Here is a 14,287-nt window from a genome sequence, read left to right on the forward strand (position 1 = left end):
ATTATCAGTCATGGCAGCTAAAAAAGCGCAAATGATGCCTACTTTTGCTTACGAAGGGGTAGATCGCAAAGGGGCAAAAATTAAAGGGGAATTACCAGCACGTAATATGGCTTTAGCCAAAGTCACATTACGCAAACAAGGGGTAACGATTAAGAACATTCGAGAAAAACGCAAAAACATTCTTGAAGGTTTGATGAAGAAGAAAGTCACCACCCTTGATATCACGGTATTTACACGCCAACTGGCAACCATGATGAAAGCTGGCGTCCCACTCGTGCAAGGCTTTGAAATCGTGGCTGAAGGTTTAGAGAATCCATCGATGCGGGAAGTGGTGCTTGGACTCAAAGGCGAAGTTGAAGGCGGGAATACCTTTGCGGGCGCATTAAGAAAATACCCACAATACTTTGACAACCTCTTTTGCTCTTTAGTTGAATCTGGTGAACAATCTGGTGCACTAGAAACCATGCTAGATCGCGTCGCGATTTATAAAGAGAAAAGTGAGTTACTCAAACAAAAAATCAAAAAAGCCATGAAATATCCTGCGACAGTTATCGTGGTTGCAGTGATTGTCACCATTATTTTGATGGTTAAGGTGGTTCCTGTGTTCCAAGATTTATTTAGCTCATTTGGTGCAGACTTACCTGCCTTTACCAAAATGGTCGTGAATATGTCGATGTGGATGCAAGAGTATTGGTTCATTTTAATTATTGTTGTCGGTGCAATTATTGCCAGTTTTCTTGAGGCAAAAAAACGTAGTAAAAAGTTCCGTGACACTCTTGATAAACTTGCATTACGCTTACCGATTTTTGGTGATTTGGTTTATAAAGCCATTATTGCGCGTTATAGTCGTACACTTGCAACAACATTTGCAGCAGGGGTTCCATTGATTGATGCGCTCGAATCAACGGCTGGTGCAACCAATAACGTTGTTTATGAAGAAGCCGTGATGAAAATTCGTGAAGATGTTGCTACAGGACAACAGTTACAATTTGCTATGCGCGCTTCTAACCGTTTTCCATCAATGGCGATTCAAATGGTTGCGATTGGTGAAGAGTCCGGTGCTTTAGATAGCATGCTAGATAAAGTTGCCACTCACTTTGAAAATGAAGTCGATAATGCCGTTGATGGCTTAACCTCAATGATGGAACCGTTAATTATGGCGATTCTAGGAGTACTTGTGGGTGGTCTTGTTATCGCGATGTACCTTCCAATTTTCCAAATGGGTTCTGTGGTCTAATGCAGCAATTCTTAAATTATTTTATCGAAAACCCAACTGCACTTTATCTAGCAGTTGGGCTTTTTAGTTTATGTATTGGTAGCTTTCTGAATGTTGTTATTTTCCGAACGCCAAGAATGATGGAGCAGGAATGGCAACAAGAATGCCAAATACTACTCCATCCAGAACAACCTATCATTGAAGAAGAAAAGCTGACTTTAAGTCAACCGGCATCAACTTGCCCAAAGTGCCACACCCCTATCCGCTGGTATCAAAATATCCCAGTGATCAGCTGGTTAGTACTCCGTGGTAAATGCGCTGCCTGTCAAAACCCGATTAGTATTCGTTACCCATTGATCGAGTTATTGACCATGGGATGCTCTCTAGTGGTCGTTGCTGTTTTTGGTCCTACCCTCCAAATGCTATTCGGTTTAGTTCTGACTTGGGTGTTAATTACCCTTACTTTTATTGATTTTGATACACAATTGCTTCCAGACCGCTTTACACTCCCATTGGCAGCACTCGGTTTAGCCATTAATAGTTTTGCGATCTACACCACAGCAAACTCAGCAATTTGGGGTTATGTGATTGGCTTCCTTTGCCTTTGGATTGTTTATTATCTTTTTAAAATATTTACTGGCAAAGAGGGTATGGGCTATGGCGATTTTAAATTACTGGCTGCATTAGGGGCTTGGATGGGTCCAATGCTCTTGCCTTTAATTGTGTTACTTTCTTCTGTTGTCGGTGCAATTATTGGTATCATCTTATTGAAAATGCGCGGTGAAAATCAGCCCTTTGCTTTTGGCCCCTATATTGCAATTGCAGGCTGGATCGCATTTTTATGGGGTGATCAAATTATGAAAGTTTATTTAGGTGGCTAATATGCAATTTATCTTGGGGATTACAGGTGGTATTGGCAGCGGTAAATCAGCTGCGACTCAATGGTTTGAGTCCCAAGGTATTACAGTCGTTGATGCAGATGTTGTGGCGAGAGAGGTCGTCGAACCAGGTCAAAAGGCGCTGCAAGATATCCATCAAGCTTTCGGTGACTGGGTCTTACTTGAAGATGGTCATCTGAATCGACGTGCGCTTAGAGAGCATATTTTCAAATCTCCTGCAGCCCGTCAAACCTTAGAACAGATTACCCATCCAGCGATTCGTCAGTCTATTATCCAACAACTACAGCATGCTGAAAGCCCTTATGTCATTTTGGTTTCACCACTCTTATTTGAAACAAATCAACATGAATTGGTCCATCATACGCTACTGGTTGATGCAGATGAGCAAACGCAATTGCAACGCGCTAGCCAACGAGATGGACAAAACCAAGAACAAATTAGAAAAATTATCGCAGCACAAATGCCAAGAAATCAAAAACAGCAACTGGCCAATGATATTGTGTTGAATGATGGTTTATTAGAACATTTACATGAACAACTGAGACCCTTGCATCTTACTTATTTGCAACGTGCTGAAAAACACAGCTAATTTTTATTTTGCTGGGAAAGTTGCTGACTTAAACTGTCTTGTCTCCGCCATCTCCAAGGCTGTAATGCACCAATTGCCATCCCGACTAGACCACACGCAACAGCAAGACTTAAAGGCTCATTTAACAACGGCACTGCAACCACAGCAGCAATAAAGGGTGCCAAAGTGACAATACTTCCTGTTTTAAATGCGCCTAAACGCTCAATTGCAGCAACATAGGTCAAGGTTGCAATAATGACGACTAATACGCCATGGAACAGTCCTTGTATAACTAAATGTAAACGTTCTGCCTCATGGAAATGCTTTGGAATAAATAAAAAATAAATTGGTAGATAAATCAATGCTGACCAAATCACTACACTCGCCGTAGAATGCCACGCCGACATTTTCCATTGTTTAAGAAGTACGGTAAAAATACCCCACCAGACTGCACTCATGAACAAAAGTACATCCCCCACCCCAAATACAGTGGTTTGTTCATGCAACATCAAATAACTCATCAGCGCTAATGCACTCAACATGATGACTAAACTCATCCAAGTATGTTTATCAAAAGGTTGCTTAAAGATGAGATAGGCCGCCACGGCGGTACAAAGAGGAATACAACCATTAAGGAAAATGGCAGCATGTGCTGCTGGTGCATGTAAAAAAGCAATATAGACCGTAAAACAATACGCCAACCCACCAATCAATGCCAAAATCACGGCACGAGGTTGCCATAAAAAAGCCAAATCTTTTTTATAAATTAAGATTGGCATTAAGATCATCGATGCAATCGCAAAACGCATGGCCACTAAATCCCAGGCATTAATATGCCAATGGGCATTGAGACGAGAAAAAATAGTAAATCCGCCCCAAATGCACATCGTGATCAAGATAAATATGTAGCCTTGAGTTCGCGAGGTCATGTTCAATCACTTAATCGATGGCTGAGTAATGCATCAAGTTTACAGGTTGCGCTGACGACAAGCCTCATAGAGCGCCATGCCAGTCGCGACACTCACATTTAAACTCTGTAAATCACCTGACATTGGAATATAAACCGTTTGATCACATTGCGACTGCGTAATTGGTCTTAAACCTGTGTCTTCAGCCCCCATAACAATCACAACAGGTCCACTAAAGTCACATTGTTGAATCGGCAAAGCCTTTTCATCTAACATGGTACCAATCACACGAGTATGCGTGGTGTCTTTCAAATGTGCCAAAGTACGCGCTAAATTGGTCACTTGGATAAATTTAACTTTTTCAGCACCACCTGCGGCAACTTTTCGGGCGGTCGGTGTCAAACTAGCGGCACGATCTCGCGGCACGATTACAGCCTGTACACCCATTGCCGCCGCTGTACGAATACAAGCACCTAAATTATGTGGATCTGTCACTTGATCTAGAGCTAACAATAAAGCATTTGGTGATTGTTGCATCAGTTGATCAAGATCTTTTTCGTTCAAGGTCGGGTGTGGACGCACAGCTGCAACAACGCCCTGATGGAAGGGCTGACCTGCCAATTTTTCTAGACTGTCACGACTCGCCTTTTGTACACTGATACCAAAAGGTTCTGCTAACTGCAAAATCTTTTGTAAACGCTGATCATCACGCCCTTTTAAGGTAAATAAGGTCAAAACACGTTCAGGCTCTAACTCTAACAACGTCTCAACAGAGTGAACGCCATAATAATATTCAGGTTTTGCCATGAACAACCTCTTTAACTTAAGGGGGAAATTTAAAAAATAAAAAATCCTGTAAATGGCTTTACAGGATTCTCTTTAGATATAGTGTACTCGATTTAGGTCCAAATAGGTTAGCCTTCTAAATGGCAAACATAATCAAGGACTTCATCTGCTTCGATATGAAACATACTATTACCTGGTACATAAAAAGACTGTCCCGCACGGAACAATTCACTTTCAGCACTATCGGCAATTTTCACACGACACTCCCCTGAAATAATTTCCATACGCTCAGGGACATGGGTTTCGAAAGTTAGAGGTTGTTCAGTGGGTAAAATCACACCTAACGTCTTTTTCGTTCCATCTTCAAACTGTACGGTATGACTGATACATGCCCCGCCAAAATACACATTTGATTTTTTAATGACCGTAACATGATCAAACTGCACTGAACTCATGCCTACTCTCCAAATAATGCAGCATTTATATTAGGTTATGATGGAGCTAGTTTAATTGTGCCAGCGCCACGAATCAATCCATTTTTATCATGCTTTCTCCGCAATTTTCTCAGCGCTGAGATAAAATAAACTGACCCCGCAACCTCTTTAATCAACGAATATAACAAGGGGCGCGCTTTAAAATGATCAAGTCATTTATTTACAACAATATTCCACTAATCCAGAATTCAAATAAATTCAGCGTTCTTTTGTTTCGATCAAACAAGATACTCTTGTCGCCTCGGTAAAATTTCTCTATCTTTAAGCAAAAGATTTCATGCATTGGATGCATTCATGCTGACCCATTTAACTTTAATTAATTTTGCACTGGCTGACCATTTGGCTTTAGACATTGAACAAGGCTTCAATGTCTTAACAGGTGAGACAGGTGCCGGCAAGTCATTATTGTTAGATGCTTTGTCTGCCTGTTTGGGTGAACGCACCGATACCAACTATGTTCGCTATGGTGCTGACAAGGCAGATGTCACCGCTGTGTTCAGTTATCAACCAGACAGTGCTGAAGCCCATTGGTTGACTGAGCATGAACTTGAAGATGACACGGGGGAAATTCATTTAAGACGTGTTGTTTTTGCCACAGGACGAAGTAAAGCGTGGATCAATGGTCGACCGAGCAGTTTAGCTGAACTTAAAGAAATCGGACGTTTACTGGTTCAGCTTTATAGTCAGCACAGCCAGCAACAATTACTCGAACCACCCTACCCTAAACATTGGTTAGATCGCTACAATAACTTTGCAGAACCTGCTCAAGCAGTGCGTGATGCCTATGCAACATGGCAAAATAATATTCGCCAACATCAAGCAGCTTTAGATGCTCAAGCCACGCGCATCCAAAAAATTCAAAGTTTGGAGTTACAAATTGAAGAACTCGAAGAAGTCATTCAGACGGATTATCGAGAAACAGAACAAGAGTTTGATCGCCTAAGCCATCACGAACATATCATGCAGGACTGTGGCTATAGCTTAAATGTCTTAGATGAAGCCGAGCAAAATATTACCCAAGAAATTGCATCGATTATCCGCCGTTTAGAATCTCATGCTGGACGTAGTGAGCATCTTTCTAATATTTATAATTCATTATTAAATGCTCAAAGTGAAATTGACGATGCAACTGCAAGTCTACGTCAGTTCATTGACCGCCAAAGTTTTGATCCTGAACGTATGGAACAACTAAATACCACCTTAGAAGTCTTTCATCGTTTGGCACGAAAATACCGCACCCAACCTGAATTATTAAAACAAGAATATGAAACCTGGCAACAAGAGCTAGAACAACTACATCAACTTGAAGATCCTGAAACTTTGGCAGAACAGGTTGAATTATCTCATCAAGCATTTGTGCAAAAAGCCGAATATCTAGATCAAATTCGTCGTGAAGCTGCCATTCCTTTAGCTAAACAACTGACTGAACAAGTGAAACCTCTTGCGCTACCAGAAGCACATTTTGAGTTCAAATTTGAACCGATGGAACAAGCCAATGCCGAGGGGCTGAGCACAATTCAACTGCTCTTTACTGCGAATAAAGGGATTCCACCGCAACCGCTGGCACGCGTTGCATCGGGTGGAGAATTATCCCGTATCGCCTTAGTCATGCAAGTGATGAATGCAGAGAAAACCGAAGCCGAGGTGTTAGTTTTTGATGAAATCGATGTGGGGATTAGTGGTGGAACAGCTGAAGTTGTTGGCCGGTTATTGGCTGATTTGGCTCAACACGTCCAATTACTTTGTATTACGCATCAAGCCCAAGTGGCAGCACAATCTGATCAGCATTTATTGGTGAAAAAACAACAAACAGATCCTGCGAGTAGCACCATCATTGAGTTGGATGAAGGGCATCGTATTTTAGAGCTCGCGCGTATGTCTGGTGGGGTAGAAATTAGCGAAACAACCCTGCAACACGCCAAGCAATTACGTCAACTTAAATTCCAATCAACCTGAACTTTGCAACAAATTATCAGAAAATGATTGGCGAAATCCGATTAACTCTTGTATGTTGATAAAAAGAACCTATATACATAGATTAACTCAATCTTTTGATGGAGAACCGCCTAGGTGACGAAACAATATTTAACACATCGTTGTCTCATTGCTCCACCAGACATGGCTGATGAATTCTTTGCAAATACGGTCATCTATGTTGCACGCCATGATGAAGACGGTGCACAAGGCATCATTATCAATCGCCCATCTGAATTACAGATCAAAGAGCTACTGAATGATTTAGAAATTGATGCGGATAATGTACAACCCCATGCAGTTTTGCAGGGTGGACCATTGCGTCCAGAAGCTGGCTTTGTATTACATACTGGACAACCGACTTGGCATTCATCGATAGCCGTTGGTGAAAATGTATGTATTACCACCAGCAAAGATATTTTAGATGCGATTGCACACAATGAAGGTGTTGGCCGTTATCAGATCGCGCTAGGTTATGCGAGTTGGGCAAAAAATCAACTTGAAGAAGAAATGGCACGTGGCGACTGGTTGATTTGTGATTCTGATATGGATTTGATTTTCAATCTACCCTATGGTGATCGTTGGGATGCGGCATACAAAAAAATCGGCGTAGATCGTACTTGGCTTGCCTCAGAGATTGGTCATGCCTGAGTTAAATCCCCCTCAATCTATTATGGCTTTTGATTTTGGAACACAAAAAATGGGAATGGCAATTGGCCAATCAAGTATTGAAAGTGCCAATCCACTCCCACTGTTCAGCATGAAAGATGGTATTCCCGACTGGAACCAACTGTTAAAAATCGTCAAAGAATGGCAGCCCAATCTATTTATTGTTGGCTTACCCCTAAATATGGATGACAGTGAGTCTGAACTGTCAGCCCGAGCTCGAAAGTTTGCAAGACGCCTACGCCATCAAACCAATATTACCACTTGGATGGTAGATGAACGCCTAACTACACGAGAAGCACGAGAAGAACTCGAATTTTATCAAAGCAAAGGACAAGCTAAGCGGTTATCCGCAGACAGCTTTGCCGCTGCACTGCTTATTCAAAGTTGGTATCGCAATCCTGTTGGAATTACACCTTAGCTTATTTCTCAATAATTCTGACCGTCGCAGTACGTCCTGAGACAAAAGCCAATGGATTATGCGGTTGCTCATCCAAAACAATTTTCACAGGCACACGTTGCGCTAAACGCACCCAACTAAAAGTTGGATTTACGTTTGCTAATAAATTAGAGCTTCCTGAACGTTCGCGATCTTCAATCCCTGTAGCGATCCCCTGTACATGCCCTTGGATCTTCTGTTTATCCCCCATTAACTGTACAGTCGCTTGGTCTCCAACATGAATCCGATTAAGTTTGGTTTCTTCAAAATATCCGACCACGTACAGTTGATGACGGTCTAACAGTGCTGCCACAGGCTGCCCAACCTTCACGTAATTACCAACTCTCAAGTCAAAGTTTGACAAAGTCCCATCCGCAGGTGCGACCACTTCTGAGCGCTGCAAATTCAATTGTGCTAAATGTAAATTACTCTGAGCAACTTCGATCAACGCATGTTGTTGTTGAATCGCAGCATTGGCCTGCTCGATCGTTGCCGTCAATTGCTCACGTTCTGCAAGTGCCTGATCACGCGCGGCAAAAACTTGATCTTGCTCTTGCTTTGAGATCGCACCATCCATCAAACTCGCATAACGTGCCGCATTCTTTTCAGCCAATTTCATATTGGCCTCAGTCTTAACCAAGCTTGCCTTTGCACCAGCCAGATTCGCCTGCGCTTGTGCCAATCCTGCATTGGCTTTGGCCAAATCAGATTTTGCTTGCTCAACATCCAAAGCTTGGCGTGCCACATCGATGGTGAAAAGCACCTGTCCCTTCTTCACCGTCTGGTTATCTTGAACTAAAACCTCAATAACCAAACCATTCACATCCGAAGCGACCTGAATCACATCACCACGGACACGTCCATCACGTGTCCATGGCGATGCATTGTAATAATTCCATAAATGCACAACTGTATAGACAGCGATCAAAATCGCGAGAAGCAAAACCACAGGACGTATAACTTTTCGCACATCAAATGCATTCATGTTCTTCACCTTTCGTACGTATTCTTAACTGATTCAATTTTCAAAAATGAGCACTTGTGAAAGCCACTAAACCCACAACCAAACAAACAATCCATGTACGAATAACAATAGTCCCAAGTAAAAACACAGATTAAAAATGCTAGGTAAGGCAATCCAACCTTTTGCAATTAAACGATCTGTGAGCGGACTAGAGAACTTAAATAACACATAGGCAATAATGGCTTGTACCAACAAAATCGGAATATAAATTCCATATAGATTTATTTCACCCATGAGATACACCTACAGCATTTATTGTTGAGAACATCTCTTCAGCAGGCATATGTCCAATGCTGACACGAATATTGTTCAATGAAATCCGCATACGTTGACGTAATTGCTCGTCCTCAATTTCGGAGGAAATGAATTGCAATTGCTCTATTTGCTGAACAATTTCTGTTGGAAAGTGATTCACTGACAACCGTTTTTCTTGGGTTTTGAAATAATCAGTCAATTGTTGCTGTAATCTCTTCACTTGGTTCTGCAAAGTTTCAAACTGAGGGAGTTTCTGACTAATTTCTTGCAAACGAACCAAATCAACAATTGAACTACTCTCAACCAAAGCATGTTGAATCGAAGTTTTTATCTCAAGATCTTGTACCATCTTGGTATTCAATACGCCCACTCGATCTAGCATACTGCGCAGGTGGATCTTGAAGTCACTTCCGTAAGCCATATGAATTGCTTGACGCATGGCTTGATAATGTAAAGCCAAAATACGTGTTGCACTGGTATCTGGAGAAACAGCTCTCACCAGATCGATGACAATCAATGAAACCAAAACACCCAATACCATCGCAAAGGAGCTGTCTAAATAAGACACAGCATCCATGGTGTATTGATTATGTAGATTCAAACCCATCATTGTGTTGATACCGAGCACCATTCCAACGGGCATCAACATTTGATTTGCCATCATACTCACAGCAACCAAAAACACAGGAAAAAGAACCAAAGCCAATTGCCAAAAATGTGTCACATGTGGAAAAATTCCAAATGCATACAAAAAGACCAAGACTGCTGAAAACAAGCTGCCCCAAATAAAAATTCGCAACACAGGCACTGGATTATCCAAGGCAGTCAGAATACATGCCGTTACTGCCCCCATCTGCGCCATCATAAACCCAGCTTTCCAACCTGAAATAATCCACGCACCAGTGACGATAAAAGTAATTAATACAGCACTGATCCCACCACGAACTGCAATACCATGGTCACGATGTAAACTCGGATAGGTGGTACTAATAGCGGTAATTTCCGCTGGAATATCTTTTTTCCCTTGCTGAATGTGTTGCCAAATGAGTTTCACAGCCAAAATATTGGCAATAAAATGGCGGATATCCATTTTTAGAGCACCCAAAACAACTTGCTGCTCGGATGTTGCCATTGCAATTAATTCGGAAAAATCTTGTTCAAACCCTGTCGGCAACGTTTGTAAATCCGATGGGAGCAATGCTTTTTCTTGCTTTAAAAATAATAAAGTACGCTGTCTAATTCGATCTAGATGTGGTGCAAGCTCAACCATTTGCATCTGTTCAAGCTGTTTCACACGTTGAGAAAGTGCTACTAGATTGGCCACCACGAGGGAAACCTGATGCAACATTTCTTGCAACGGTTTCGTCATCCCTTTAAGCTCACCTTTTTCATAATTTAAATGCACAGCAAGCGCATGAATATCTGAGGCATCTCGGGTAATCACTGATAAAATCTGAGTATAATCTTGAGGCGTCTCCTGAACGGTCACCAAATTCTCAAACGTGCTTTCTAGATCATGCAATGCCTTGTTTACTCTTTGTTTAATCATCGCCCCAACATGTACTGGAAAGAACGTTGCAGAGACAACAGCAGTTGCAATGACACCGATCGAAATCTCTAATACTCGTGCTAAAGCAATATCAAAAATATTGTAGCTATCAATATAAGTAATAGCGTTATAAACAATCATCGCAGTTGAATACCCTGCCAACATAAAGACATAGCTACGAGGTGTACGATCCAATAAAGAAACGTACAAAGCAAAGCCAACCCAAAGTGACAAAATAATCGTGAATAACCACGGTGTATTAATAAAATGAGGGGTTAAGATCAAAGCAATAATTGCTCCGACAACAGTACCCACCAGTCGATAAACACATTTTGATGACACCATTCCTGAGTATGGATTAGCAATAATCAAAACGGTTCCAATCGACCACATCGGATTAATCAAATCCAGTTCAAATGAAACAAACAGTGCCAACATACCTGCCACAAAGGTTTTGCAGGCAAAAATGATGTCTAGTCGGCTAGGTCTAAAAGCCAACAACTGTTTAAGTAACATGTATATATCTCAATGCTAGGTCAGTTTTTGCTCATCAGATTGCGGTCTTTATAAATCAAGAGACAACACATCCAACCTATTTTAGGATTAACCCAAAACAGCCGATGAACACTAAGCTGATTAATTTGAAATGAGGCACAATGTGGACAGCGTTATGGAAATCACTGCTTAGCACAATAATTATCCAATGAAGACATTGCATGGATAATTTTTCCAAAAAATGATAAATTAGTCAACACAATTATCATAATTTGATAATTTAATGTGATTAATAGCCGTATTTTTATTGAATTCACTAAACTTTCTCAGACAGCTTTAGATTTATTCAGGTGAGCCCAACAAATTCTAAGGCCCATATCAGACTCAACGCTTTTCTGTTATAAAACAATAAAAGTTTGATTTTCACGTTCTTTTTAAGGAGTAGGCACATCATCATGGCAAGTTCGAGTTTTGGTAAGATTCTCACTGTGCTGGATTTATTTTCGGTTACACGCCCAATCATCAATGTCGATATCATTTGTGATGAACTTGGATTGTCCAAGCCGACTGCCTACCGTTATCTTAAAGAATTGGTTTCTGCCGATATGCTTAAACGCATTAGCGGAACCTCAGGAGATTATACTTTAGGCTCCAAAATCGCTGTTTTAGATTATATTTCGCATAGCACCGACCCATTGGTTCAGATCAGTATTCCATTTATGCGCGATATCGTGGATAAAACTGAACTCTGCTGCTTACTGACCTATTTAAATCATGATTATTGTATTGATTTACATCATGAAACTTTTAAAGAAGCAGAGCTACTGTCTTTTGGTCGAGGTTGCCCTCGTCCTGTTTATATTGGCGCCTCTCCTAAAATCGTGATTGCCCATTTGAGCAAACAACGCATCCAAGCCTATTATCAACAGTTCACTCAAGAGCTAGCTCAGGTGGGTTTTGCCCAGGACTTAGATGAGTTTGCCCAACAGATGCGAAAAATCAAAAAACAGGGCTTCTATTTATCACAAGGTGAGATTGACCCAATGGTTTGTGGTCTATCAGTACCTATTCGTTTTTCTAGCAAAGAAGCACCCATTGCACTCACCTTAGTCGCTTCAAAAAATCGCTTTGATTTTTTAAACATTCAGAAACTGATCGAGATTTTACAAAATAATGCAGCACAAATTGAACACAAGTTTGCCTTACTTTCTGAAAATGGATAAAACTTATTATGAGAATATTTAAAAATTTTTACATTTTTAAAGATTGAAAATATGCAAAAATTCTCATATTATGATTTTGTTCTTCAGCATACTCTCCCAAAAGAGCATGATTTTCCTCAGAGAACTAAGCTCATCAACTGATGGGCTTTTTTCTTATATTTATTCTAAAAAATCGCAAACTAGGCATAAAAAAACCTTCCCGAAGAAAGGTTTAAGAAACAACCAAAAAAGGAAAGATTAAGGCTGCTTTAAATACGGCCATGCGGCTTTCAGATAAATAAACATTGACCATAGCGTTAACAGTACCGCAGCATATAACAAAGCGTATGCCCACATTTCTAAGGGTTGCCAGTTCAACAAGAACACACTGATCGCAATCATTTGGAATGCTGTTTTGTATTTTCCGACTGTAGAAACTGCAACATTGGTTCGCGCCCCGAGCTCAGCCATCCATTCACGTAAAGCAGAAACAGTGATCTCACGCGAAATAATCACAATCGCTGCAAATGCCATTGAAATGGTAGGTTGCCATTGCACAAGCACAATTAAGGCTGCTGCCACCATTAGCTTATCTGCGACGGGATCGAGAAAACGACCAAAAGCAGAAGTCTGGTTCAATGTTCGCGCCAAATAGCCATCAAACCAATCGGTCAGTGCGGCAAGGACGAAGATTGCTGTCAATATGATATGACGTAGCATGCCACCATGATGTTCAGCGCCAATCGCTGGTGGCCAATATGCGATTACCAAAAAAACAGGTATGAGAGCAATACGCGCCAAAGTTAATATATTTGGAATGTTCAGGATTCGCCCTGTACTCATAAACACCGCCATGTTGTTCGCATCAAATTTGCATATTGCGCAAAGGATGTACCGAGATTGTTTCGATCTGTAAGCAACTTTATACGAAATACCGCCTAATGTCGATTAGGCAAACACGGCAACCGTCTGCCTTAAGATCGCAATCAGCCGATGATCACGATCCCAAACATAAGCATATTCGGTAGCGTAACCATGTTCAGCATACTCTGTTGTTACCTTATATTTAAACCAATCCTGAATATTTTGAGCAATCGGATGGATATAAGTGATTTGCCAAGTCAATGAACTGGCTGGTGCAGGTGTCTTAAACATGGGTAACACCCCTGGTGGCCATACATCCATTAATGCAAATAAGTCCGCAAGCTGCATTTCCCGATCAGCATGCAGGTTTGGTGCAAAACGACACCAACCGCCAAAATCAGGCGCTTTACTTCCTGCCATTGGATAATGACCTTCAGCCCAACACAATTCAAATTGCTGCATACATTCAGGCATTAAACCTTCGATATAAAACGTTTTATCTAAGGTTTCAGGCAATGGATAATCTGGCTCATGTGGCAGATGATTGACATGAATGCGGGACTCACGTTGCGAACCAAAGCTCGCAACCAAAATGCTTTGCACTGCATCATCCTGCCACAAACGAACCTCCAAACTCGTTACAGACTTACCTTCACGGAGTATTTCAGCCGTGAGCTTTGCTGCACCATGTTGTACAGGACCGATGAAGGTCACATTACAACTGAGAAGCTGTTTTGCCGGATCGTTGACCACCCCCATTGCTTTTTGGATCATTAGTCCTGCAATGAGTCCGCCAAATACGGTTCGACCTTGTAACCATCCTGATGGAATATCAATCGTTTCTTGTTGCTTAACTTGTTGATACAGTGGAAGCAATGACATCATTTTTCCTTTTATCTTCAATAGATTCTATCTTTGAATGTTTTTAGTCATTTGTGAATGGTCATT

At 41.2% G+C, this 14,287-nt stretch carries 15 protein-coding genes; 7 read left to right on the forward strand and 8 right to left on the reverse strand.

Annotation, left to right across the window (positions count from 1 at the left end):
• Positions 1-10: 10 nt before the first annotated feature.
• The 3 genes from DS737_RS14405 to coaE are packed head-to-tail and all read left to right on the forward strand — an operon-like array spanning position 11 to position 2,704.
• On the forward strand, positions 11-1,237 hold the full coding sequence (locus DS737_RS14405; protein WP_113997817.1) for a type II secretion system F family protein: 1,227 nt from the start codon (positions 11-13) through the stop codon (positions 1,235-1,237).
• Complete coding sequence (locus tag DS737_RS16335; RefSeq protein WP_113997818.1) at positions 1,237-2,097, forward strand: prepilin peptidase; 861 nt, start codon at positions 1,237-1,239, stop codon at positions 2,095-2,097. Before DS737_RS14405 ends, DS737_RS16335 begins: the two co-directional genes overlap by 1 nt.
• Before the next feature lies 1 nt (position 2,098).
• Positions 2,099-2,704 (forward strand): dephospho-CoA kinase, encoded by a 606-nt coding sequence (gene coaE / locus DS737_RS14415; RefSeq protein ID WP_113997819.1) that lies wholly within the window; start codon positions 2,099-2,101, stop codon positions 2,702-2,704.
• On the opposite strand, the gene DS737_RS14420 is transcribed toward coaE, so the two are convergent.
• The 3 genes from DS737_RS14420 to ppnP all read right to left on the reverse strand — a co-directional run bounded on the left by DS737_RS14420 (position 2,701) and on the right by ppnP (position 4,832).
• Positions 2,701-3,612 (reverse strand): DMT family transporter, encoded by a 912-nt coding sequence (locus DS737_RS14420; protein WP_113997820.1) that lies wholly within the window; start codon positions 3,610-3,612, stop codon positions 2,701-2,703. The two genes, coaE and DS737_RS14420, sit on opposite strands and share 4 nt — an antisense overlap.
• A gap of 39 nt (positions 3,613-3,651) precedes the next feature.
• Positions 3,652-4,398 carry a 23S rRNA (guanosine(2251)-2'-O)-methyltransferase RlmB gene (gene rlmB, locus DS737_RS14430; protein ID WP_004637678.1) on the reverse strand — a complete coding sequence of 249 codons (747 nt, stop codon included), beginning with the start codon at positions 4,396-4,398 and terminating at the stop codon, positions 3,652-3,654.
• 107 nt (positions 4,399-4,505) lie between these two features.
• Positions 4,506-4,832 carry a pyrimidine/purine nucleoside phosphorylase gene (ppnP, locus tag DS737_RS14435; RefSeq protein WP_004637677.1) on the reverse strand — a complete coding sequence of 109 codons (327 nt, stop codon included), beginning with the start codon at positions 4,830-4,832 and terminating at the stop codon, positions 4,506-4,508.
• Positions 4,833-5,165: 333 nt separating this feature from the next.
• On the opposite strand from ppnP, the gene recN reads away from it, so the two are divergent.
• The 3 genes from recN (at position 5,166) to ruvX (ending at position 7,932) form a co-directional block, all read left to right on the forward strand.
• Positions 5,166-6,827, forward strand: a complete 1,662-nt coding sequence (recN, locus tag DS737_RS14440; protein WP_113997821.1) for a DNA repair protein RecN — start codon at positions 5,166-5,168, stop codon at positions 6,825-6,827.
• Between the two features lie 114 nt (positions 6,828-6,941).
• The gene (locus DS737_RS14445) at positions 6,942-7,496 is read left to right on the forward strand and encodes a YqgE/AlgH family protein (protein ID WP_004637675.1); all 555 of its coding nucleotides are present in this window, start codon (positions 6,942-6,944) and stop codon (positions 7,494-7,496) included.
• On the forward strand, positions 7,489-7,932 hold the full coding sequence (ruvX, locus tag DS737_RS14450; protein WP_005083865.1) for a Holliday junction resolvase RuvX: 444 nt from the start codon (positions 7,489-7,491) through the stop codon (positions 7,930-7,932). The genes DS737_RS14445 and ruvX overlap by 8 nt, the downstream gene beginning before the upstream one ends.
• A gap of 1 nt (position 7,933) precedes the next feature.
• Here ruvX and DS737_RS14455 read toward each other — a convergent pair whose 3' ends face one another.
• From DS737_RS14455 to DS737_RS14465, 3 genes are all read right to left on the reverse strand, one after another.
• A complete protein-coding gene (locus tag DS737_RS14455) occupies positions 7,934-8,935 on the reverse strand; it encodes an HlyD family secretion protein (RefSeq protein ID WP_113997822.1) in 1,002 nt (333 codons plus the stop codon).
• A gap of 66 nt (positions 8,936-9,001) precedes the next feature.
• Positions 9,002-9,208, reverse strand: coding sequence for a DUF1656 domain-containing protein (locus DS737_RS14460; RefSeq protein ID WP_004637672.1), 207 nt, complete (start codon positions 9,206-9,208; stop codon positions 9,002-9,004).
• Positions 9,201-11,294, reverse strand: coding sequence for an FUSC family protein (locus DS737_RS14465; protein ID WP_113997823.1), 2,094 nt, complete (start codon positions 11,292-11,294; stop codon positions 9,201-9,203). The genes DS737_RS14460 and DS737_RS14465 overlap by 8 nt, the downstream gene beginning before the upstream one ends.
• Positions 11,295-11,728: 434 nt before the next feature.
• Here DS737_RS14465 and DS737_RS14470 point away from each other — a divergent pair, with 434 nt between their 5' ends.
• The gene (locus tag DS737_RS14470) at positions 11,729-12,496 is read left to right on the forward strand and encodes an IclR family transcriptional regulator (protein ID WP_017395823.1); all 768 of its coding nucleotides are present in this window, start codon (positions 11,729-11,731) and stop codon (positions 12,494-12,496) included.
• A 237-nt stretch (positions 12,497-12,733) separates the two neighbouring features.
• Here DS737_RS14470 and pgsA read toward each other — a convergent pair whose 3' ends face one another.
• Positions 12,734-13,318 (reverse strand): CDP-diacylglycerol--glycerol-3-phosphate 3-phosphatidyltransferase, encoded by a 585-nt coding sequence (gene pgsA / locus DS737_RS14475; RefSeq protein ID WP_005087994.1) that lies wholly within the window; start codon positions 13,316-13,318, stop codon positions 12,734-12,736.
• Between the two features lie 105 nt (positions 13,319-13,423).
• Positions 13,424-14,221 carry a thioesterase family protein gene (locus tag DS737_RS14480; protein WP_005087992.1) on the reverse strand — a complete coding sequence of 266 codons (798 nt, stop codon included), beginning with the start codon at positions 14,219-14,221 and terminating at the stop codon, positions 13,424-13,426.
• Positions 14,222-14,287: the final 66 nt, after the last annotated feature.

The sequence above is a fragment of the Acinetobacter haemolyticus genome (genome assembly GCF_003323815.1).
Classification (GTDB): domain Bacteria; phylum Pseudomonadota; class Gammaproteobacteria; order Pseudomonadales; family Moraxellaceae; genus Acinetobacter; species Acinetobacter haemolyticus.